The following is a 21,129-nucleotide window of genomic DNA, read 5'->3' as shown; positions in this document are numbered from 1 at the left end:
TCCTTATGTAGCATCAAACCCACCGGTACGGACCGAATTCCTCAGGAGGCGAGCCCAGTGACGCGAAGCTTCAGCCCAGGTGTGCCCGCCGCATCAAGCACGACCGTCGAACCCAAGCAAATCTCCAGCATGCCATCCTCGGTTTCGCTGAACTTGCAGTCATGCACCAGCCCTGCAGCGTTCAGTTCAACGGACTCGACCTTGATCCCCTCGGGTGGGCGCACCTTCAGCGTCCTCAGCTTGACGCTGCCAAACTTCAAATACAGGTCCGCCTCAATTCCATAGCTGACATGCTTCTGAGAGTAGTTTCCCCAGCCCTCAGCAAACAGCACCGGTGCCTTAAAGCTCTCTTCGCCGATCTTCGGATCCATCGTCAGAGACTGGCGAGGTCCGTGGTAGTCGAAGCCACAAGCCGTGATGTACACACCGTAACTCGCCATCGCCCGCGAGTAGTGATCGCCGCATTCGACTTCGTTCCACGGATTCCGAAGCGAAGGCGCATAGCGGTCGTGAATAGCTCGGGTGAGACTCAGCCCCTCAAAGACCATACCCTCAGCCAGCATGTGCGCAGCAACCTGATACTCAAATCCGGTCATGCATTCATTGAGGTAGCCCTCCGACGTGATGCCAAGACCAATGTCTGCCTGGATCCGGCCGCTGGGGTCGTACGCTGCCTGGGGCCAAGTGCACATCAGCATGCCAGCTTCGCCTGGCATGGCATACCAACGCCCACCGCTGACTCCAGTGAACCCATTGCGATACGGACCCACATCGACCGCAAAGTTGTAGCGCCAGAGTGCGGTAAGTGCAGACACGCTGTGCTTTTGTGAAATGACACGCTCGACGCCCACCTGATGCGCGAAGCTTTGTCCCAGCACCTGATCGATATAGCACCCCTCTTGCAAGTCCACGGCCCTGGGCCTGGTCGCATCCCCAACGTGCTCAAAGTAGCGGCCGTTGAAGAGCTGCTCAACAAAGCTCTGGCGACCAACTGCAAGCAAGGCTTCGCAACGCGCTGCGAATTCTTGATCATCGATATCGATCGCCATCTGCTTACCAGCCGCCAGAGCGGCCAGGTAGAGTGAGCTGATCCATGGAATCTTGCCGTACCAGGTCGCATCCAGAGTGTTGTATTGCGGCCCCTCAAGCAGCCCGTCTCCATCACGGTCAAACTTCATGAGGAACTCAAGACTCTTTCGGACTCGGGGCCAAAGGCGACGCAGAAACTGAATGTCGGGGGAATGCTTATGCTCCCGAAGCACGCGAATGATGGTGCCGGCCGTCCCGTCCACGGCCATGATCGCTTCGCCTACAGCTTCGGCTGGCGCCACCGCCTGGTCGCCATGACTGGAGGCCTCAGCTCTGTAGTCCATGGAACCATCGGAATGGAAGGCGATCCCATAGTCCACATGCTCGCGAGTCAATCGCTCCAGGTCAGGAAAAACAGCAGCAACGGCTTGAGCGTACTGCCACACATGCTGGCAAGTTCCGGGGCAAGAGTCGACCCCCTCCCAGCCGTAGAAGCGACCATCTTCGAAGCGATGCGCAGTTTGCGTCGCCAAGATGGAGGTATTGATGAAGGTTCGGTCCATGAACCAGCGCGGCAAACTGGTGTCATACCAGGTTGAGACCCACAGCTTGGTGGCAGCAGACAGTCGTTCAAAGTGGCGCTCGACATAGCGTGCCACCTCCAAGCTGTCAGAAAACTTGGTGGCGTAATAGCGCCGCTTGCTGCTGAGCTTTGGAATCGTCTCCATCGTCGAGAAGAAGACCTTTCCGCCCGAGTACCGAGGAAAGTGCCAACTGACGACAAAGTTGAGCTCAGCAAAGCCACCAACCGGAAGCATGATCTTCTTGCTCAGGCCGCCCAGGATTCGCTCATTCAAGTCTGCACTGGCCTGTCCGCAAACTTCCGAGGCAAGGTCCAGAGTCTGCTCAGTAAAGTCACTCGGATTTTGCAAGTCAAGCTTGGCATGTCCGGCACCACCAGGGTGCAAAAGCGCCAAGGACATGGAACCCCATCCGTCAACAACAACGCTCGGGTCCTCCAACTCCGCCGTGCAATGAAGAACGACGCTGTCGCGGGAGGTATGGATCTCATTCTTGCGACGACCTTCTGGCTTGATCTCGAAGGGAAAGACCGCGTTCTCCATCCAGGCTCCAACGGTCAGTTCCTGAATCTCCGTCGAAAGATTCCTGAAGCGATAGGTGAGCACGGTAGCCGGCAGCCCCGAGTCGTCAGAATTGAGGGGCACGAAAGGTGAGAACGCTTCCAGCTCTACGCCGATGGAGCAATCCGGGTCATTGAAGCGAACCCTACCGATAGGGTAGGTCCCTTCAAAGTCAACGTTCTTGAAGCCTTGCGCATCCAGGGTGCGCAGCTCGCCATCTGAAGTTCGAAAAGCCACTCCAAGAAGGAAAGGCTGATCAGGCACCTGCGGCTCTGCGTAATGCGGCCCGTGCGGATCCCCAGTGTCCTTGCGCCCACCATAGGCCTTGAAGACATCCCAGTGGCAAAGGCGCCCATCACCACTCAAGTACACCTGTCCCGTGCAAATTCCGCTGACGGGCATTCCGACATAACGCAAATCTTCACCATGAAGTCGCAAAGCATCAGCGTCACCGCTCAGACGATCCAGCCAGTCAGCGGGCAGTACTTTGTCCGCAGGAAGCAAACGCGCGTGCTCAACGTTTTCTGGAGGCAATGCACCGTCGAGCGTGGGAAATTGGGTGAGTTTTTCAGCAGTCACAGCGAGGTCCGACATGGGAGGCAAAGGTTTCTTGTTTCGCCGACAAACATAGGCGGCGAATGAAGAGCAAAGGCGAGCCTCGTGCCGTGCACAAAGCTCGCCCTGCTCTCGACTTACACGCTTAGAACGAGCGCGTCACACTCAAACGCCAATTGCGAGGTTCGTTCCATTGCTGAATCGCGCCGAAGAAGTCAGGCACGACAGCCACAGTCGAAACTGGGCGACGCTGATTGTTCAAGTTCTGACCAATGAAATCGACTCGCCACTTTTGGTCTTCAGTGTTCAGCGAGACGCCGGCCGAAATCAAGGTCACTGCTGGGCTGATGTAATACTTGTCGGTTGCCGGATTGGCTCCAACCAAGCCCAGGCCAGAACTCTCAGACGCATTGGCTGAATTGATACCCACCTTTGAGCGATACGCCGCATTCGCGAAGATGCGAGCAGCCAGACCCGAATTGAGATTGAACCTGTAGTCAAAGCGCACGTTGCCCTGCAGGGATGGCGACAGCGTCGGGACATCCAGGAAGGTGTTCGCGATGTTGACCGGACCTGTCGGAGAGGCAGCCATCACCTCAGTGACCTTGAACTGGTTGTAGGCGACGTTGGCGGTCAACAGCAGTTCGCGAGTCACTTGGTAGCGAGACTCCAACTCAATGCCAGTGCTGTGTGCCGCACCTGCATTCTGCGGAACGCCAGCAAATCCGGTTGCGCTTACAGCGATGGGTACCGCCGTATTCACCGAGACGAGAAGGTCCTTGTATCGGTTGTAGTAGACCGACGCATTCAAGCTCAAACGGCCATCAAGGAAGGTTCCCTTGTTGCCCAACTCAAGAGCATCTACACCTTGCGCGTCGGTACTGAGTGCGGCACCCGGCACCACATTCGAGGCCGGGAAAATGCTGCCCGCTTGGAAGCCACGCTTGACCGATGCGTATGCCATCTGATTCCTTGCGTAGCTGTAGTCCACAGTGAACTCCGGCGTCACAGCACGGTACTTACGCTGCCCAGAAAGTTGTGCACCGAAGGCGGTATCAATGATGGTCGCGCCCTGAGGCACGCAGAAGCACGAATTCGTGCTGAAGTCCGCCAGGGAACCGCCAACAAAGGTCGTGCTCGGACGATTCCCTTGGGTGGCCTTGTCGTCTTCGGTGAATCGGATGCCGCCGGTCACATTGACGTCTTTGGTCAACGCATAGCCGGCATTGACGAAAGCGGCCTTCGATGTGACTTGCTGGGACAAGCCGTCAAAAACTCGGCGAATGTCAACAGCTGTCTGGCGACCATTCGGGTCCGTCACATAGCTAGCCTGGTGCTTCGAATCGAGGAACGAGAGGAAGTTATTTACCTCACCACTTCGTGAGCTGGTGTCCTCCTGATAGTAGAAAAGGCCACCGATCAGACTGAGGGCTCCGCTGGTCCAGTTGGCCTGCAGCTCGTGACTCTTGCCGCGCAAATTCAATTGCTCACTGACTGCAAGGAAAGGTGCCGCTGTGCCTTCGATGTCGAAGATACGACCATTGCTCATCTTCCGATCTGCACCGAGGTACTTGATCACCAGCTCGTCCGACACCTGCCACTGGGCAGACCAAGTCAAGCCTCGGGCCTTGACGGTCGAATTACCGTAGGTGTCGGTGTCAAGGACATCAGGATCTGTCGAAGACTGCAAGCGATTCGGCACGATCTTCGGATAGCCAGACAACGGACCCGTATTGAAGATGTCCTTCATACCGCTGTTCGTGATCTTCAGCTGCTTCGCCGCCGCATCGGCGTCGGTCTTGTCATAGGCGACAGTGAAGCGCAGCTTGTCGGTCGGGTCGAATTGCAGCTTGCCCTTCAGCACCTTGGTGTCTTCACCCCAGCCCTTTTTTCCGGTGTTCACCAAGGTCTGGTAGCCGTCACGCATGAGAGAAGCTGCGCCAAGATTGAAACGAAGCATGCCGGGCACCAAGACACCACTCATCTCGGCCTTGACATCACGACGGTTGCTATTTCCAGTGGCAACTTCAACGTAGCCATCAGCCCTGTCGTTGAGGGGCTTGGTGTAAACCTTGATCGCACCGCCAAATGCATTGCGGCCGTACAAAGTGCCCTGCGGACCGCGCAGAACTTCCACGCGATCAACCGAGAACAGATTGATGTTGGAGCCCAGGCCCGAGGGCGTGTAGACATCATCAATGTAGACCGGCACGGAAGGCTCAATACCCACGGCTGGCGTCGCCGTGCCCATGCCGCGAATGAAGAAGCGTGCCGTGTTGTTGTCCACCCCTTCTGCAACATTGAGACCCGGGATGTACTGCGTGAGGCCCGCGACGCTACTCACGCCCGCCGACTTCAGCGCAGCGGCGCTCATGGCGGAAACGGATGCCGGAACGTCGGAAAGACGTTCTTCACGGCGACGCGCCTGAACCACCACCTGCTCCAGCTGAACCGCGCTTTCACCTGTCTTGCTGGTCTCAGTCTGCTCTTCAGCAGCCATCGCACTTACGGCGAATGCAATGCTTGAAACCGCAAACAAGCCTCGTGCCAAATCTCTCATCGACGTCTCCTTAGTTGGGGGAATTTTTCAACGATTGAAGAGTATCACCAATGAATCTTAATCTCAAGGATGAAAGTAGCAGGGTTTACATCTATGCGCGAACCAAGCTCGCAACACACATGAAACGAACGAAGAAGGCACCCTCGAATGCCCGAAAGAACCCAATGGTCTACGGAGCAGTTGGCACCCATTGGTTGACCCCAGGAGCGGACATCACACCTTCGCCGTGGCAGTGCAATCACGTCATTCGATGCATCAAGCTCAGTACCCGAGTCACGAGAAATGCGTGGAAGGAACTCGTCCCGGCGATGTGGCCATACACGGTGCGGACGGCCAATGCCCCACAGCAAGCAAGCAGCACCGACGAGCTTTGGATGAAGGAGCGCCAAGGCAAGCTACGCTCGGTTTGAATGCCATCCAAAATCTGCACCATTCATGTGACTGCGCAAGCTTCTTTCGGATTCCGCAGCGCTGAAAATCTCCTTCATTCGACAAAGCCAAACAGCCCCGTGCGAAGAGACACCCACACACACTCGACTGCCATGCATACGGGATGCAATCCAACTACAAATTCACCGCAGTCGTGCTCTGCCCCAAGTAGGCCGGGAAGCCAGGCAGCACACGCTACGCAGTGCCGGGAACCCTCCCCGTCCTCTACCCGACTGGTGTGACCGCCAATGCGGATGGGAACAAGCCACGAGTTTTTCAACGGCATGAGACTGCACTGGCCAGCCCAATCAGTGCTATCACCTATAAGCAGTCATTGCAATGATGAATTTCAGGTCCGACTGACTACAAGGCCGTAAATACGGCGCTCGAGCGACTCACGTGGCTTTGTGTGCACAAAGCAACGTGAGCGAGGCATGCTGCCGACCCAAGTTCAGTGCCGACCAGCTACGATTAATTTCATCTATCAAAGCTTGGACATCTCCCTTATGCGCGACGATCTGGCCATAGTTGTTGGCGCGCAATTTCTCGTTTATGCCGTAGCCTGGGCAGGCATAGCCTGCGTGGACAAACGGCGCCGTGTTTCGAGCTCCTACTGGGCCCTCTATGCCCTGTTTCAAGCACTGTCGATAGCGCTCTTCGCTCTTTCGATGACATGGAATTCGGGGGGCGTCGGTGCCCTGAGCCTGCTTCTCGCCATTTGGGGCTACGCGCTTTCCAACGCGGGCGTTGACCACTTCTTGAACGAACGTGTTCGATTCGCTTGGATCTGGATCTGCCTCTTAGCAGCGTTCTCAATAATTGCGCTCAATCCCCTCGCAATGCTGCGCGAGCAAACAGCACAAGTCATCAGCCTCAATGGGAGCGCCATTGCGTTTTGCGCCATTGGAGCTGCAATGTTTGCTCGACCTCTGCGTCGAGAGTTCGGGACGGCCGGGCTGATAGCGCTGCTTCCGAGCATCCTGTATGCGCTGCTTCTGGCTGTTAAGACCATCGCGTTTTTTGTCGGATCAGGGGTATCCAAGACTGAAGTCCCTTCGAGCGACTCCCGTTTGGGCCTCTTTGTTTTCGTCATATCTGTTGCTGGTGCTGTCAACATTTCATTCCTGGGTCTGTATGTCTCTCGTCTGCTGAAAAGCATGAAGAAGGTCGCCACAACCGATAGCCTCACTGGGCTTCTCAACCGCTTTGAGACAGCAAGGATCTTGCGTGGCGAATGGGCGCGACATGAACGCAGTGGCAAAGTCCTCGGCCTCGCATTTGTTGACATCGATCACTTCAAGCGCATCAACGACTTAGGCGGACACAAGCAAGGCGACGAGGTATTGCGAACCACTGCAGCGCTGCTGAATCGCGAGCTGAGAACCTCCGACATTGTTGGGCGCTGGGGCGGCGAAGAGTTCTTGATCATTCTTCCCGAGACGAGTGCACAGGGTGCAGTTGCAGTGATGATGAGACTGCATCAGGCGCTTCAACTGGAGAGGGTCGAAGTACCTGCTGGATGCGAACCACTCACGATAAGTGTTGGTGTGTCTAGCTCTGAAGGCGCGCCCACCCGGAGCGATGTCGACGAACTGATTGCTCAAGCGGACCAAGCCATGTATCAAGCGAAATCCACCGGGCGCAATAGAACCGTAGTTCATGCGGTGTCAGCAGCCTCCAGCGTAAAGTGAACTTTGTGCGGGGGTTCGACAAGTCAGTACCCCACCCATTGAATGCTCACAGCCACAGAAAAATTTCACAGCCGCGAAAAATCTGTTCGCACCATCACGGGCGAAGTGGCTCTGCATATCGACCAAGTATTTTCTTCAGGGTGCCGTCGACTCGCATGGTGTCTATCGCCTTTTCTAGCTGAGGGATCAGGGCTTGGTGTTGGCTCTTCAGGCTGATTCGAAACTGAATTGATACCGATTCCCCTTTAAGTGGAATCTCGAGCAAATCGTTCTCAACCTGAAGTTGCCTGGCCGTGCTTCTGAGCATCAGGCCGTCGTCGACAATCAAATCGGTTCTCTTCAAAAGAAGCATTCGAACCAGCGCTTGTGGACTGTTTGCAAAAGAAAGCGTCCCGCAGGGCAAGTGCTTTCTTACCCAGCCATTTCCTCTGACTGCGCCAGTCTTTGGACTGCATAGAGCCTCTAGGCTGACCGCTGCACCCGACAGTTCCTCGCCATCTTTGGCTCGTACGAACACACTGGCGCGCCAAGGAATCAAGCCGCCGCCGATAGGTCGGGAAAACAGATTTCTATCTGGCGTCTCGACCGCAAAGAAGAAGTCCGCATTTCCCATGGACACATCAGCTTGTGCTCTGGCCCAGGGGAGTACACGGTGCTCGACAGCCAGACCCATGCGACGCTGCAGAATTTCTTCGGCGAGCTCAACCTCAAGACCCTGGACCTGAGTTCCTTCCTGCCACGAGTACGGCCGATACTGCTCAGCGTAAACAACCAAGATTCCCGCGTCTGCATGTGCCGGCGGTACGAAAAACACCAGGAGTGCCTGCAAGCCCCAAATGGCGATGTGCTTGAGCACCGGCAGTAGGCGCCCACCTTCATCACGACATGTGGCACTCGCGCCGGCCCGATACCTTCCTTTGCTACAGCCTAAAGCCCATCCGTGAAAGCGTTGGGGCGCACCTCCGATTTGAGAATCGCCGTCGCCGTGGTCAGAGTCCACGGCCATTGCGCAAGGTCGATCGCATCTTTCCCAGTTCTCAGACATAGAGTCTCTCTACGGTTTGAAACGTCAACAGACGCTGAGGTGGCTGCTACTGTTTCCGAAAAGTGCAGGACACGAGCAGCAGCTTTCCGAGCTTGGCCAGCACAGTGTCACCGATACGACCCGACGTGATGTGGGCAAGATAAGCGCAGTCCCTTACCCAATCAAATTGCCTGCAACGCCAAGAACAACAAGGGAAACCATGATTCCACATATCCACACGAATTGGAACTCCCATCACGAAAGTGAAAATCACCCTGACCTGCAAGTTCCCCAGAAGGCTCTTGGATTGACCACCGTTCACGGCACATTGAATCGAACTCATAGCTAATTGCGGTTCCAATGAAGCAACACGATTGCAGGCCCATTGAACCTGCAGGCAACCAGCAGGGACATACAGGCCGACTTCACGAAAGGTGACGGCGTGCTTTCCATCCTGGTCGCCCACAGTTTCTTCCTGCGCTTCGACAACAAGCAGTTCGAACGCGCTAAGCCCTACCCTCCGCTTGCGACTTTGCAAGTTGCAGCATTGCTGCAGCGCCTCGGCCATGAGGTCACCCTCTTCGACGCGATGCTGGCGGCTGGCACGCAGGACTTCGACGACAAAATCGCTGCCACACAGCCCGAGGTTGTGCTGCTGTACGAGGACAACTACAACTACCTCAGCAAGATGTGCCTGGCCAAGATGCGCGAGGCCGCTTGCCAGATGATCGCCAGCGGCCGCCAGTCCGGAGCGCGCATCGTCGTGGCTGGCTCTGACGCCAGTGACGCGCCCGAGGTTTACCGGAACGCAGGTGCGGACGTGGTACTCCGCGGAGAAGGGCTTGACGTGCTTCCAGCGCTGCTGCAGCGCCTGCAGGATAGACCTAGACTGAGCGACGCGGACCTTGTCGCCGGGCTCGAGCAGCCGATCAACTTCAGACGCAAAGAGACCACTGAGCTTGAAGCACCGGTCGCCTGGGAACTCGTTGACATCGAGCGCTATCGCACCACCTGGGTGGCAGCCCATGGCCACTTCGGTCTCAATATGGCCGCATCCAAAGGCTGTTCTTTTCGCTGCTCCTGGTGCGCCAAGCCCATCTGGGGCCAGCGATACCAACAGCGCAGCGCTGCGGCCGTAGCCGCGGAAATGGTGGAGCTGAAGGAGCGCTTCGCCCCGGATCACATCTGGTTCGCCGACGACATCTTCGGCTTCCGCGTCGACTGGGTAGAACAGTTCGCGGCCGAGCTGGCGAGGCTCGGCGGCGGCATCCCCTTCTCCATCCAGACCCGGGCCGACCTGATCACCGAGGCCATGGCCCGGGCTCTGGCCGATGCCGGTTGCCGCGAGGCCTGGATTGGCGCCGAGAGCGGCAGTCAGAAGGTGTTGGACGCCATGAACAAAGGCACCACGGTGGAAGAGATCCTGCAAGCCCGACGGGACTTGCAGGCGGCAGGCGTGGGCGTGGGCTTCTTCATCCAGCTCGGCTATCTCGGCGAAGGCCTGCCTGAACTGCTGCAGACTCGCCAGCTGATCGAGGAGGCCCGGCCCGACCACATCGGCGTCAGCGTCTCCTACCCGCTGCCAGGAACAAGCTTTCACGAGCAGGTCAAGGCCCAGCTGGGCAGCAAGACCCATTGGGACGACAGCGCCGAGCTGGCCATGATGTTCCGCGGCAGTTTCAGCACCGAGGTCTACCGCGCCGTGCGCGATCTCTTGCATGAACAGGTGGATCTGGGCCGATTGGACGCCTCAGTTCGCCAGCACGCGGGCGACGAAATCAGGCGCCGCTGGTCCCAGCTGATCGACACCCTGCAACCGGCTGCGGCTCTCATGCCATGAGCAACCCCTTCACGGCCAGCGCCCCGCCACGAGGATGGCTGCCGCGGCGCAGCTCCCAGCCATGAAGCCGCGCGCAGCGTTGGGCAAACACAGCCCAGCCGGGCTGGCCGGCCGCATAGGGCTGGCTCTGCTGCAGGCGATGGAAAAGTTCATCGGCGTCGAGGCGCCGCAGCAGTTCGCCGTCGCCCGCCGGCTCCGGCGCCGCGAACACCAGATGCGCCAAGCGCAGCGGCTCTGCGGCCAGCGACGCCCAGCCTCCGCGCAGATTCAGTTCGTATTTCTCGACGCCGCTGCGTCGGCGGATGACCGGTGCGGCTTGGATGCGTTGGCGCTGCGCTGCATCGTCCACCCAGCGCAACGCGTCCTGGCGCAGGTGCAGGAAATTCGCGATGCCCGTCGCGCGCAGCGTCAGCGGATCGACGAAGCTGGCATCCTCGGTCAGGAAGTCCAGTCCCTCGCCCAGCGCGTGCAGGGTCAAAGTCGATTTACCGGCGCCGCTCTCACCGATCAACAGCGCGCCAATGCCGCCCAGACCCACGCAGCCCGCATGCAAAGCCAACTGCCCTTGTGTCCGGCAGGCCAGCGTGAAAACGGCGAACTCGATGAGTTCATAGCGCACGTGATAGGGCCACGCCAGGAGCGCACGCGACACCTGCACGACGGCGCGACCGGCGGCTGTATTCACCAGCGCCAGGTTGTTCGCATCCATAGCTGCGCCCAACAAGCCGGCTCCGCCCAACATGCGTGCAGAGGGCGGCTCACGGCTGAACTCTGCGCCTTCTTGCACCAATCGAAGCTCGACCTGCAGCGCCGGCCCGCCCATCGCATGCGCCGGCAAACCGGCGTAGGCCTCATCCGCGAGGGCAAGCAGTTCGGCACTGTTGCTGCAGAACTCGACGTCAGCGCCGAGCAGAGTGAAGCGGTGCCGCAGGGGCAAGGAGGCTTGTTCGGCAAACGGGTCGGCAATCTGCCGGGGATCGGGGCGCCAGGTGCTCATGAAGGAGTCGTCCGTGAAGGAAGTTGAGATGGAGAAAGATACGGCGGTGCCGGCATCTGCGCTGCGAGCTGCGCTGAAGGCCACGACGGAGCGTCTGTCCGCTGAGCTGACCCAGGCCACGCACCAAGCGCCGGCCTGGAGTGATTTCGAATGGCGGGCTGCGATGGCCGTGTCCGTCATGCACGGCGTGAGCGCGCTGCTGGCCAATCGGCTTCAGTGGGCGGGGCCGCCGGCCTGGCAGGCCTTTTTGGCCGAACAGGCCGAGCAGGGGCGCCGGCGCGAGCGCAAGGTGCGCTCCTTGCTGGAATGCCTGCATCACGCGGCCCGCGACGCCGGTTTGCCGCTGCTGGCAATGAAGGGCTCGGCCCTTCTGAATCTGAGTATCTACGCGGAAGGCGAACGCCCCATGAGTGACGTGGACCTGCTGGCTCAGCCGGTCGACCTTGCCGAGAGCGGCAGGCTGATCCTTGCCGCCGGCTACGCGGTCGGTATCACCAAGCAGCGCCACATCGCCTACGAGCCGCTGCAACAAGCCGCAGACCGCGCCTTCGGCGAGCATGAGCACAACCCGATCAAGATCGAGCTTCATGAAGCCGTGCGCGAGCCATTGCCACTGCGCGAGGTCGACATCACGGCGGGGCTACTCTCTCCAGGTGCCAAACCAGGCTTGAACCCGTACTCCAGCCTCGCAGCGCTGATGCGCCATCTGCTTATGCACGCAGCGGGCAATCTGTGTGTTCGCAGCGTCAGGCTGATCCAATTGCACGACATCGCGCAGCTCGCTGAGCGCATGAGCACCGCCGATTGGAATGAGGCGCTGGCTCCGGCCAACGACGGCCGCGCCGCTTGGTGGGCCTTGCCAGTTTTGACACTGACGCAGCAACTGTTCCCTTTGCAATTCCCTAAGCCGATGACCGCCCGCCTGACGCCCAGCATCGTTGCAGCGTCTGCAGCATGCCCGCCCTGGCTGCGCCGAGCCTGCGGCGGCTGGCAGTTGGCCGACGTGTCGCTGTCGCGGCTGGACATTCCGCTGCTGCCGGGCATCGAATGGTCGCACGGGCCTGCCGATGCGCTGGGCCTGGCGTGGCGGCGGCTGCATCCACCGGAGCAGGCCGCCACCGCGATGATGCTGCAAGGCCAGCATTCCCTGGCCAGCTCGGACTGGACGCGCCGGCCGCACTGGCGCAAAGCGCTGAGCTTTGTGCTCGGCGCGCAGCCTCGGGCGCAGACGCTGTATTCCATGCACCGCGCCCTCAACTATCGACCGGCCAACTCGGCATGAAGCTGCTCGAACTGGCCATGACTGAAGTCGGCATCTTCGGCGCGCGCCAAGCGCTGAGCTTCACGCGCCAGCCGCAACCGCAAGACCTCATCACCGTTCACACGGGCGATCAGTGCCGCCATCCCCTGCACATCGCCTGGAGCCACGACCAGCGCCGCCTGCGGCGTCCACTCGACCAGATGGCCTACAGCAGTTCCAATGCTCGGCACGCCAAGCACAGCAGCCTCGAGCATGGCAAGCGGGCCAGCTTCGTGGCGAGAACTGACAACATACAGATCCGCTCGCGCCAGCAACGGCCGCATTTCAGCCTGAGTCAAAAATCCATGAAAGCGCACACGACCGCTGACCCCCAGTTGCGCAGCGAGCGCCTGCATCTCGCCGTTCAAGGTATCCTCGCCTATCACGTCGAGCTCAGCCCTCGGCACTTGCGCCAAAGCACGCAGCAGGCAGCTCTGGTCCTTTACACGGTTGAGGCTGGCCACCTGCACGAGGCGCAGCGCGGCACCGACCACGCGCGGTCGTGGTTCGCTGAGCGGGAATTCGGCGAGGTCCACGCCCAGCGGCAGGCGTTGACCCGCATGACCCAGCGCAGCCAATTGATCAAGCACCGGCCGGCTGGCCGCCGTCAGCACATCAGCGCCGCGCAGCACCAGGGCCTCGCGCAGGCGACCGCGCCACGCCAGGCGGCCGCCATAGCCGATGTCGTGCAAGGCCACCAGTTCGCCACCGGCCACATGCACCGCACTCGGCAGCCCGAGCAACTTTGCTGCAAGCACAGCCACGAGTCCGGCGGGTCCCGACCAGATCGACTGAATGAGTTCGAAGCGGCCGCGCCGGTGCTCCTTGGCAATGGCCCACAGGGCAAGGGCCTGACCCAGCGCCATGCTGGGCCCACCGATGTTGTGCACGCGCGCGCCGCACAGCCACCACTGGCCCGGATCAGGTTCCTGCCGCAGAGCGAACACATGCACCTCGTGCAGCACGGCAAGGCGCTTGAGCAAAGCCAACAAAGCCGGCACAACCCGCACCTCGCCCGAGCGATCCACACCGCCTGGCACCACGATCGCGATTTTCAAAACGAGCCCTCCGCATGAAGACACAAACCCAATTGCTTGACACTCAAGAAGCCTTCGACAGCGTCGCCGCAGACTACGACGGCCCACGCGGGAACAACACCGCCATCCAGGACATGCGAGCCGAGATGTGGCGCTGGCTGGGACGCAGCTTCGAGCCGGGCAACCGGCTCATCGACTTGGGCTGCGGCACCGGACTGGATGCTGTGCATTTGGCAAGCCAAGGCCACTTTGTGACGGCGACGGACTGGTCCGAACGCATGGTGGAGCGCACGCGCGACCGCGCACGCGCCGCTGGACTGGCCGTCGACGCGCGCGCCATCGGTGCTCACGAGCTGCAACACCTGGAAGGTGATGCCAGCTTCGACGGCGCCTACTCCAACCTCGGCCCGCTGAACTGCGTTCCTGACCTGGGAGCCGTCGCCGCCCAATGCGCGCGGCTCATCAAACCCGGCGGCCGCTTGGTCTTCACCGTCATCGGCCGCTACTGCCCCTGGGAGATCGCCCACTATGTGCGGCAGCGCCGCTGGGCACGCGCGGGCATCCGCTTTGCGCGCGACACCGTGGCTGTGGGCATGAACGGCCGTACCATTTGGACGCGTTACTACACGCCAAGAGAGTTCCATGCCGCCTTTGCATCGCACTTCGAATTGGAAGTGCAGCGTGGCCTCTGTGTCTTTGTGCCGCCGCCCTATTTGACGTGGTTGGCCGAACGCCACCCACGCTGGCACGAAAGGCTGTGGGCACTGGACAGGCGCGTGGCCGGCTGGCCGGGCATCAATCGACTGGGTGATCATTTCCTGCTCGTCATGCGCCGTCGCATGAGCTGAAGCGCCTCGTCCAGCAGCGGGTGGCGGCTCCAGCGCATGGCCGCCAGCCAGGCGATCGGTACGAAGACCAGCGGCACGGCCAAGACCGCCAAGGTCGCAAGCAGACTGCCACCCAGCGCAGCAGCCAGCGCACGCGGCGACTGGTCAAGATGCCGGGCGGCCAGCCAGAGCTGCACCGGCAGCGCCACGGCCGCCGCCCCGAACAAGGCCCAGGCAAAGGACAGCAGGCTGCCGTCGAAGAGTGCCGCGCCCAAGACCAAGCGAGCAGCCAGCGTCACGCCAATCGGCAGCGCAGCCAGCTCCGGCCGGCCGATGGCGGCCAGCGCGGCATTGAGCTGCGCGAACACCAGCCCCAGCGCGGTCATCAGCGCCAGGGGGAGCACAGCCGGCGTGCAGTCGACCCAGGCAGGACCATAGAGCAGCCCAAGCAGCGCCTCCCGGTGAGCCACGGTCAGGGCTAGCAGCGGCCAACCCAGGCCCGTCAACAGCGCCGTGGCATGGCGCAGCGCGGGCTCCAAACTTTGGCAGTTTGCATGCTGGCGGGCCAGCATCGGCAATGCACCAAAACTCAAGGCATGGCCGAACACGGCCTGCAGCAGGCCGACCACGGCCTGGGCGCGGCCCAACAGTCCCACGAGATGGGCTGAGCCAAACCGCCCCAGCCACAGATCAGGGAACGCGCCGTTCAGCCCATTCAGCAAGTTGACGAGCAAAGCGCGGAGGCCAAAACGCAGCACCTCGCCCCAGCCACGCCACGATGGCCACCAGTTGCGCCCTGACGGCAGGCAGGCATAGGCCAGTCCGCAAATGCAGACGTTGGCAACCTGGGCCCAGGCCAGGCCCAGCGCACCATAACCCTGTACTGACAGGAACAGTGCCACGACCGCATGGCCCAGCGTGCCGATGCGTGAGACAAAGGCAATGCGCGCCGCAGCCAGCTCGCGCACCTGCAGTGCGGCCATGACACTGCCGAATGCCGACGGCAGCAAGCCCAGCGCCATCACCTGCAGCAGCGCCGCCAGACCGGGTTGCGCAAATTGCCGGGCCAGTGGTTCTGCCAGAACAAGCAGGGCCAGCGTCGCCACCACGGTTGTGCTCGCCATCAGCCCCAGACATGCCGAGAAGCGCTGCGCCGTCAGCTCGGGTTCCCGCTGCAGATAGGCCGACAAGCCAACGTCACGCAGCAGCTGGGTGATACCGAACAATGTCGCTGCCACCGCATACAAGCCCAATTCGGCCGGCAGCAGCAGGCGCGCCAGCAGCAGCCCCAGCAAAAAACGTGTCGCAACGCCGCCGATCGATGAAGCGAGGTTGACGAGGAAGGCGCGCCGGAAATCGACGACTGCGGGGGCCAGGGCCACGTCGCTCATACGGCAAGCAGGTCCTGATAGGCAGCCATCAAGCGGCGGCCTAGGGCCTCCACCGAGCAGTGCGAGTCAAAACGCGCCCGGGCCAGCGCGCGACGCTGCGTCGCCGGCAAAGCGGCCAGCTCCACCAGGGCATCGGCCAGCCTTGACGCGTCACCGGCCGGCCACAGGCGTGCGGCTTCACAGCCGCCGGTGAGCGCCCGGAAGGACGGGATGTCGGTCACCGCCACGCCCAGGCCGCAGGCCAAGGCCTCGATGACGCTGTAGCCCGTGGCCTCGCGGTGGCTCCCCTGGACCAGGATGTCGGCCGCGGCCATCAAGGTCTCGATGCGCGCATGCGGCTGGGCACCCAGGAGATGCACGCGCCCGGCGAGCAAAGGGTCACGCATGCGTTCCCGAACGGCGTCATGCAGCGGTGATCGGCCATAGCAGAGCCACATTTGCAGGCCGGGCAGGCGCGGCACGGCCAAGGCCACGCCGTCAAGCACGGTCAATGGGTCCTTGTTGCGATCCAGGTGTGCCACCCACAGCAGGCAGGGTTCACCAACCAGCTGGGCGTCGGCGCGCGCAGCTGCCGGGTCGCGGGTTTCGAAGGCGCAGCTCGAACCAGGGACTTCATAGATGCGCGTCTGCGCAGCGATCAAGCCTCGGCGGCGAAAGGGCAAGGCCTGTTCGCGCGCGCAGAACATCAGGCCGCGGGCCGTCTTCAGCGCGCGCCGCCAGGCCGGCCAGTGCCAGGGACGCGGCGGTGCATCGGCGCGGTCCTGCAGCACCATGGGGCGACCTGGGACCAGGGAAGCGAGCGCCCTCACTTGCTGGACAAAGCCCAGGCCCTGGACATGCACCAGCTCGTGTCGCAGACGATCAAGCAGCTTGGCCAGTCGCTCCGGTTCGCTGTCGCAGGGCAAAAAGTGGTAGCCGATACCGCCTTGCCGCAGCTGCTCCTCAGAGGCACAGGCCTGTACGACCGCCACATCAGCGCCTGCAGCGGCCGCGGCCTGAGCGAGTTGAGGGACAGTCGGCCAGACCTGCAAAAGCTGCGCTGGCGCCCGCCCCTGCGGGTCACGATGGAAACTGATCTGAACGACCCGTGCCATCACAGTGCATTCAGTTGGGGATCCCACAACTTGACGGCGCGCTCCAGCCAGCGAAGCTCGCGCGGCCGGTCGTAGCGCGCCGTCCGGTAGCGCCAGGCCGAAGCGGCGCGCAGGGCGGTCTTCTGCCAAGCGGGCGCACGGATATCGGTCAGCGTCGGGAAGCGGCAGCCCAGCACCGTTCGGAAGTCGCGAATGCGCTCGCGCAAGGCAGGACTGAGCCAGGCTGCGTCCTTGTGGCACCAGTAGTCCACCCATTCCTTTTGCGCCCAGGCATCGGCACTGTCGGGGAACACAAAGCCCTTGGGCAATGCCGGGTCACGCGGCGTCCAGCGCCCCTCACCCAGCCGCCGCGGCGGCAGCGGCGTGTGGATGTGCAACATGATCTCGGCCTGCGGGTGCAGGCGCTTGACCTGACGGATGAAGTCAAAGGTCCTCTCCGTCTCGCCCTCGGGGTCGTGCGGCGGCGCCAGCATGAAGGACAGCTCGGGCACCACGCCGTTGGCGCGGCAGGTCTCGACGACGGCCAGAGTCTGGTCAGAGCGCGTTCCCTTGCGCATATCGCGCAGCATGCTGTCGCTGGGCGACTCGGCCCCGATATAGGCCATGCGCAGCCGGCTGCGCCGCACCTGGGCCCAAGAGGCAGCGGACAGGCCCTGCAGCGCATCTGCGCGGGCATAGCACCACCACGGCATCTGCACGCGAGCCAGGACCTCCAGCACCGGCGCCATCTCCACCTCTCGGTCAAAGAAGTTGTGGTCGTAGAACTGCACCGAGTCAGCACCGAATCGGCTCTGCAGCCGACGCAGATCCCGCTCCAGGCGCTCGGCTTCGGGTAAGGCCGTCTTGCCACGGAACATGGCGGCCACGCCACAGAAAGTGCAGCGATAGCGACAGCCCAGGGCGGCCTGATAGCCGGTGGTGCGGTGGCCGAGATAGGTCGGGCCCAGATAGCGCTGCGGCTCGTCCACCTCGTCATAGCTGAGCTCGAGCTGCAGCGGAGCGGTCGAGAAGGTGCGGTCGGCGTTGTGCACGATCTCCCCCTCGCGGCACCAAGACAGGCCGGCCACCTCGCCCAGCGGCTGGCCCTGGGTCAGCGCATCCAGCAGTTCGACAAAGCCTTGTTCGCCCTGGCCGCGTAAGGCGTAGTCCACGCAGTCGCTGTTCAAGGTGGCGTCCGTGCACAGGGTCGGGAAATAGCCGCCCCAGACAATGGGCAGTTCGGGTGCCACGGCGCGTATGGCGCGTGAGACGGCCAGCGCCCCCGGCAGCTGCGGCCCGCCCATCACCGACAGGCCCACGGCGGCATAGCCACCCTCGCGCACCGCGGCAGCAGCCGCCTCAGGCACATTGGGGTCAAGGTTGCCGTCGAGGATGCGCGTGGCATAACGGCCCCTCAGCGCCGCAGCGAGATGCATGACAGCGAGAGGGAAGCGCGCATTCGAGGTGATGCGAGGGTTGATCAGCAGCACGCGCTTCATACAGAGGTCCCAGGGTTCAACAATTCCAACCCGGGCTCAGGGGCGAGGAGATGCCGAGCCAGGGCCTTGGCGCGGCCGTCCACCCGCACCGGCATCAGCTGGAGCGCCTCGCCCAGATCGGCATCGGCATAGAGCGCCTGCCCGGCCACGACGACGAGGCGCAGGTCGGCCCGGGTCGCTTGCGCCAGCGGCAGGCCAGGCGGCAAGGCAATCAGATCAGCCCGCAAGCCGGGCTCCAGTCGCCCGCGATCGCTCAAGCCCAGCAGGCGGGCGGCGCCTTCGGTCAGCCAGGTCTCCAAGCGTTCGTCATGCCAGCCCGTCAGCGCTTGCACCAGGGCCAGCTCCGCCAGAAGATCCCGCCCGCCGCTGATGCGCGAGTCGCTGCCCAACAGCAGCCGACCCTGTTGAAACAAGGCGTCGGGGTCCAGCGTCCGGCCGAACAGATGCAAGTTGGAGCCTGGACACCAGACAACAGCAGAGCCCGCCTGAACAAGACGGTCTTGCTGCGCGGCACTCAGGCTCAGGCCATGAACCAGCAGCGTGCCCGGCGTGATGCAGCCCAGGGCTTCGAGCCGATCAAACTCCAGCGCCGCAGCGCTGTCGATCCCCTCGGCCGCATGGATGATCCAGGATTGACCGAGCGGCGTCGCCTGATGCGAAGCGCGCACGGCCTCATCGCCGTCCAGCGCCAGAGAATGCGCCCATCCGCCAGGCGCCGGCGCGTCGACCGCAAAGCCGGGCTCGTCCAGCACGGGATCCCGCGGGTCGTGATGCAAGACCGTCGTCACGCCACTCAGCAAGTTCTTCAGTCCGCCTGCACGCAAACGCTCTACACGCGGCCTGGATCGGTGCTCAAGCAGGCACGGATCGGTTGACAAGCGAGGGGTGATGTCGGCAATCCATTCGCTCGCATTGCGATAGCCCTCGCGAAACTTCAGGCGCGGCAGTGCGCCGTTGAGCTGCAAATGGTCGTGGGCGTTGATCAGGCCGGGCAGCAAGCGCGCACCGCCGAGGTCCACACGCAAGCCCCCCTCCCCGGCAGCAATCAAGCCACCTTCCGTGCTCAGGCTCATGCCATCGGCCGCATTGAAGAAGTGAAAGCTCACGGCTTCATCAGCCTCAAGGCCAAAACAACAGCCAGCCCCGCCCAGCGTGAATAGAAAGCCTCTGAGCCGGTGAAGGGCTCACACAACTCGCGCCCGACACACACTTCGCGGCTGGCCTCCAACACCAAACCAGCCTGCCCGGCAGCCGCCAGATGGGCGTCGAGGTCATAGACGGCATGCAGCAGTTCGTGGCGCTCGCCAGCAGCGTCGGTGAAGCTGCGTGTCATACCAGCGCGCGCGGCCGCCGGGTGAAAATCGGAATACACGAGATGGCCACCAGGAGCGAGCACGCGAGCAGCCTCGGCCATCCAGGCACTGAGGCTGGGCGCATGGCCGACGGCGAGTCCACTCACAATGACATCAAAGCTTGCCGCGGAGAACGGCAGCCTCCCCATATCAGCCCGCACACGGTGGGCCAGCGGCGCACGCGCCAGCATGCCGGAGGACAAGTCGGTACCGACAATCAGGCTCGCGCCGCGCGGCTGAAGCCAAAGGCCATAGCGCCCACTGCCGCAAGCCAGATCCAGCACGCGCCGGCCAATCACTTCCGGCAGCAGGCTCAGCACAGCGCTCTGCTCGGCGTGCATCAGCGGGTTGTGCGGCAGCGGCGGGTAGCTTTCGGCCCAGAGGTCATAGGCCGCTTCATTGGCAAAGCGACTCATGTCGAAAACCACTTGGAGCATACGCAATGCCGACACTCGGGCCGCAGGCCAGCGCGGATGTCCGCGCGCAAGTGGCGCATGGAGGCGGCGTTCAGTCCCTCGCTCAATCCGGCTTCGCCAAGCTGGGTAGGGCCGGCAATGAAGAAACAAGGCCTCAGTCCGCCGTCTGCTTCAACGACGATCGAGTGCTCGGGTGCATTGCAGCGTACCGGCGGTGCTTCGCCCTGGCCGAGCAGGGCCCGGTAGTGGGCCTCGATCCGGCGCAGCTTGGCCGGCGTCTCGACGATAAAGCCGCTGTCGAAGTCATCGCCATGGTCTCGCTCCAGCGCATCAAGGGCCGCGACAAGCACAGGTAAGTCCTCCGGGCGCAAGGCGACACCCTCGGCGACTTCGCTATGGCGACCAAAGGCCTCGCCATGACTGACGTCCGCAGCCAGGAAGGAAATCCCGCCCACGCCCAACTTGCGCGCGAGCCGAACCAGATCGCCCAGCTCGCTGGCATTGCGCCGCTGCACCGTCACGCGCAACCCCACGGGCACACCTTCGCGCACCAGGGCTCGGATGCCGGCGCAGACCGCCTCGAAGGCATCCAGCCCGCGGATGGCTGAATAGCTCGCGGCCGTGCTGCCATCCAAGGACACGGTCACCTGCTCGAACAGCCCTGCAACCTCAGCTGCGTTCTTGGCAAGACTCAGGCCCGCTGTCAACAGCCACAAATTGAGGCCGCTAGATTTCAGCAGTTCAGAAATCTCAGCCCATTGCGGGTGCAGAAGCGGCTCGCCACCAGAGACCAGCACGGTCTGCGTGCCGAGCTCACGCAGCCCCGGCAGCATCTGCTGCACGGTCGCAAGCTCGATGTCTCGTCGACCGTGCCGCCAATAGTCGCAGCTCACACAGCGCGAGTTGCAACGCTCCGTGAAGTAGATCGTCGCCAAAGACAGCTTGGTGAGCGGCTCGGCCATTTCTG

Annotated in this window: 15 protein-coding genes; 4 read left to right on the top strand and 11 right to left on the bottom strand. The window is 62.2% G+C overall.

Annotated elements, in window-relative coordinates; translation table 11 throughout:
• Nucleotides 1–41: 41 nt before the first annotated feature.
• Both LNV28_RS10065 and LNV28_RS10060 read right to left on the bottom strand, forming a co-directional pair.
• Nucleotides 42–2,765 (bottom strand): GH116 family glycosyl hydrolase, encoded by a 2,724-nt coding sequence (locus LNV28_RS10065; protein ID WP_263568872.1) that lies wholly within the window; start codon nt 2,763–2,765, stop codon nt 42–44.
• Nucleotides 2,766–2,871: 106 nt separating this feature from the next.
• Nucleotides 2,872–5,286, bottom strand: coding sequence for a TonB-dependent receptor (locus LNV28_RS10060; RefSeq protein ID WP_263568871.1), 2,415 nt, complete (start codon nt 5,284–5,286; stop codon nt 2,872–2,874).
• 863 nt (nt 5,287–6,149) lie between these two features.
• On the opposite strand from LNV28_RS10060, the gene LNV28_RS10055 reads away from it, so the two are divergent.
• Nucleotides 6,150–7,406 carry a GGDEF domain-containing protein gene (locus LNV28_RS10055; RefSeq protein WP_263568870.1) on the top strand — a complete coding sequence of 419 codons (1,257 nt, stop codon included), beginning with the start codon at nt 6,150–6,152 and terminating at the stop codon, nt 7,404–7,406.
• A gap of 94 nt (nt 7,407–7,500) precedes the next feature.
• Here the strand turns inward: LNV28_RS10055 and LNV28_RS10050 are convergent, their stop codons facing one another.
• Complete coding sequence (locus LNV28_RS10050; RefSeq protein WP_263568869.1) at nt 7,501–8,262, bottom strand: substrate-binding periplasmic protein; 762 nt, start codon at nt 8,260–8,262, stop codon at nt 7,501–7,503.
• Nucleotides 8,263–8,872: 610 nt separating this feature from the next.
• Between LNV28_RS10050 and LNV28_RS10045 the strand changes: the two genes are divergently transcribed.
• Nucleotides 8,873–10,270, top strand: coding sequence for a B12-binding domain-containing radical SAM protein (locus tag LNV28_RS10045; protein WP_263568868.1), 1,398 nt, complete (start codon nt 8,873–8,875; stop codon nt 10,268–10,270).
• Here the strand turns inward: LNV28_RS10045 and LNV28_RS10040 are convergent.
• A complete protein-coding gene (locus LNV28_RS10040) occupies nt 10,260–11,267 on the bottom strand; it encodes a phosphoenolpyruvate carboxykinase (ATP) (protein WP_263568867.1) in 1,008 nt (335 codons plus the stop codon). The two genes, LNV28_RS10045 and LNV28_RS10040, sit on opposite strands and share 11 nt — an antisense overlap.
• Nucleotides 11,268–11,280: 13 nt before the next feature.
• Between LNV28_RS10040 and LNV28_RS10035 the strand changes: the two genes are divergently transcribed.
• Complete coding sequence (locus LNV28_RS10035) at nt 11,281–12,549, top strand: nucleotidyltransferase family protein (protein ID WP_263568866.1); 1,269 nt, start codon at nt 11,281–11,283, stop codon at nt 12,547–12,549.
• On the opposite strand, the gene LNV28_RS25185 is transcribed toward LNV28_RS10035, so the two are convergent.
• A complete protein-coding gene (locus LNV28_RS25185; RefSeq protein WP_411969958.1) occupies nt 12,525–13,514 on the bottom strand; it encodes a glycosyltransferase family 4 protein in 990 nt (329 codons plus the stop codon). The genes LNV28_RS10035 and LNV28_RS25185 overlap by 25 nt on opposite strands.
• 125 nt (nt 13,515–13,639) lie before the next feature.
• Between LNV28_RS25185 and LNV28_RS10025 the strand changes: the two genes are divergently transcribed.
• The gene (locus LNV28_RS10025; RefSeq protein WP_263568864.1) at nt 13,640–14,452 is read left to right on the top strand and encodes a class I SAM-dependent methyltransferase; all 813 of its coding nucleotides are present in this window, start codon (nt 13,640–13,642) and stop codon (nt 14,450–14,452) included.
• Here LNV28_RS10025 and LNV28_RS10020 read toward each other — a convergent pair.
• Genes LNV28_RS10020 through LNV28_RS09995 form a run of 6 tightly spaced genes read right to left on the bottom strand, consistent with a single transcriptional unit; the run spans nt 14,416 to nt 21,124 of the window.
• Nucleotides 14,416–15,822: an oligosaccharide flippase family protein gene (locus LNV28_RS10020; protein WP_263568863.1), complete on the bottom strand. Its 1,407-nt coding sequence runs from the start codon at nt 15,820–15,822 to the stop codon at nt 14,416–14,418. The two genes, LNV28_RS10025 and LNV28_RS10020, sit on opposite strands and share 37 nt — an antisense overlap.
• On the bottom strand, nt 15,819–16,916 hold the full coding sequence (locus LNV28_RS10015) for a glycosyltransferase family 4 protein (protein ID WP_263568862.1): 1,098 nt from the start codon (nt 16,914–16,916) through the stop codon (nt 15,819–15,821). The genes LNV28_RS10020 and LNV28_RS10015 overlap by 4 nt, the downstream gene beginning before the upstream one ends.
• Nucleotides 16,916–18,394: a B12-binding domain-containing radical SAM protein gene (locus LNV28_RS10010; RefSeq protein ID WP_263568861.1), complete on the bottom strand. Its 1,479-nt coding sequence runs from the start codon at nt 18,392–18,394 to the stop codon at nt 16,916–16,918. Before LNV28_RS10010 ends, LNV28_RS10015 begins: the two co-directional genes overlap by 1 nt.
• Nucleotides 18,391–19,500 carry an amidohydrolase family protein gene (locus LNV28_RS10005; RefSeq protein ID WP_263568860.1) on the bottom strand — a complete coding sequence of 370 codons (1,110 nt, stop codon included), beginning with the start codon at nt 19,498–19,500 and terminating at the stop codon, nt 18,391–18,393. Before LNV28_RS10005 ends, LNV28_RS10010 begins: the two co-directional genes overlap by 4 nt.
• Nucleotides 19,497–20,162, bottom strand: coding sequence for a class I SAM-dependent methyltransferase (locus LNV28_RS10000; RefSeq protein WP_263568859.1), 666 nt, complete (start codon nt 20,160–20,162; stop codon nt 19,497–19,499). The genes LNV28_RS10005 and LNV28_RS10000 overlap by 4 nt, the downstream gene beginning before the upstream one ends.
• Nucleotides 20,159–21,124: a radical SAM protein gene (locus LNV28_RS09995; RefSeq protein WP_263568858.1), complete on the bottom strand. Its 966-nt coding sequence runs from the start codon at nt 21,122–21,124 to the stop codon at nt 20,159–20,161. The genes LNV28_RS10000 and LNV28_RS09995 overlap by 4 nt, the downstream gene beginning before the upstream one ends.
• Between the last annotated feature and the right edge of the window lie 5 nt (nt 21,125–21,129).

This window comes from Paucibacter sp. DJ2R-2, assembly GCF_025717675.1.
Taxonomy (GTDB): domain Bacteria; phylum Pseudomonadota; class Gammaproteobacteria; order Burkholderiales; family Burkholderiaceae_C; genus Paucibacter_A.
This window is presented reverse-complemented; position numbering and strand designations above follow the sequence as displayed.

Bases quoted from the DNA above. Each gene is read 5' to 3' on its own strand.
- LNV28_RS10055 (WP_263568870.1), top strand. From the start codon at position 6,150: ATGCTGCCGACCCAAGTTCAGTGCCGACCAGCTACGATTAATTTCATC.
- LNV28_RS10015 (WP_263568862.1), bottom strand. From the start codon at position 16,916: ATGGCACGGGTCGTTCAGATCAGTTTCCATCGTGACCCGCAGGGGCGG.
- LNV28_RS10020 (WP_263568863.1), bottom strand. From the start codon at position 15,822: ATGAGCGACGTGGCCCTGGCCCCCGCAGTCGTCGATTTCCGGCGCGCC.
- LNV28_RS10040 (WP_263568867.1), bottom strand. From the start codon at position 11,267: ATGAGCACCTGGCGCCCCGATCCCCGGCAGATTGCCGACCCGTTTGCC.
- LNV28_RS10010 (WP_263568861.1), bottom strand. From the start codon at position 18,394: ATGAAGCGCGTGCTGCTGATCAACCCTCGCATCACCTCGAATGCGCGC.
- LNV28_RS10065 (WP_263568872.1), bottom strand. From the start codon at position 2,765: ATGTCGGACCTCGCTGTGACTGCTGAAAAACTCACCCAATTTCCCACG.
- LNV28_RS10025 (WP_263568864.1), top strand. From the start codon at position 13,640: ATGAAGACACAAACCCAATTGCTTGACACTCAAGAAGCCTTCGACAGC.
- LNV28_RS09995 (WP_263568858.1), bottom strand. From the start codon at position 21,124: ATGGCCGAGCCGCTCACCAAGCTGTCTTTGGCGACGATCTACTTCACG.
- LNV28_RS10000 (WP_263568859.1), bottom strand. From the start codon at position 20,162: ATGAGTCGCTTTGCCAATGAAGCGGCCTATGACCTCTGGGCCGAAAGC.
- LNV28_RS10060 (WP_263568871.1), bottom strand. From the start codon at position 5,286: ATGAGAGATTTGGCACGAGGCTTGTTTGCGGTTTCAAGCATTGCATTC.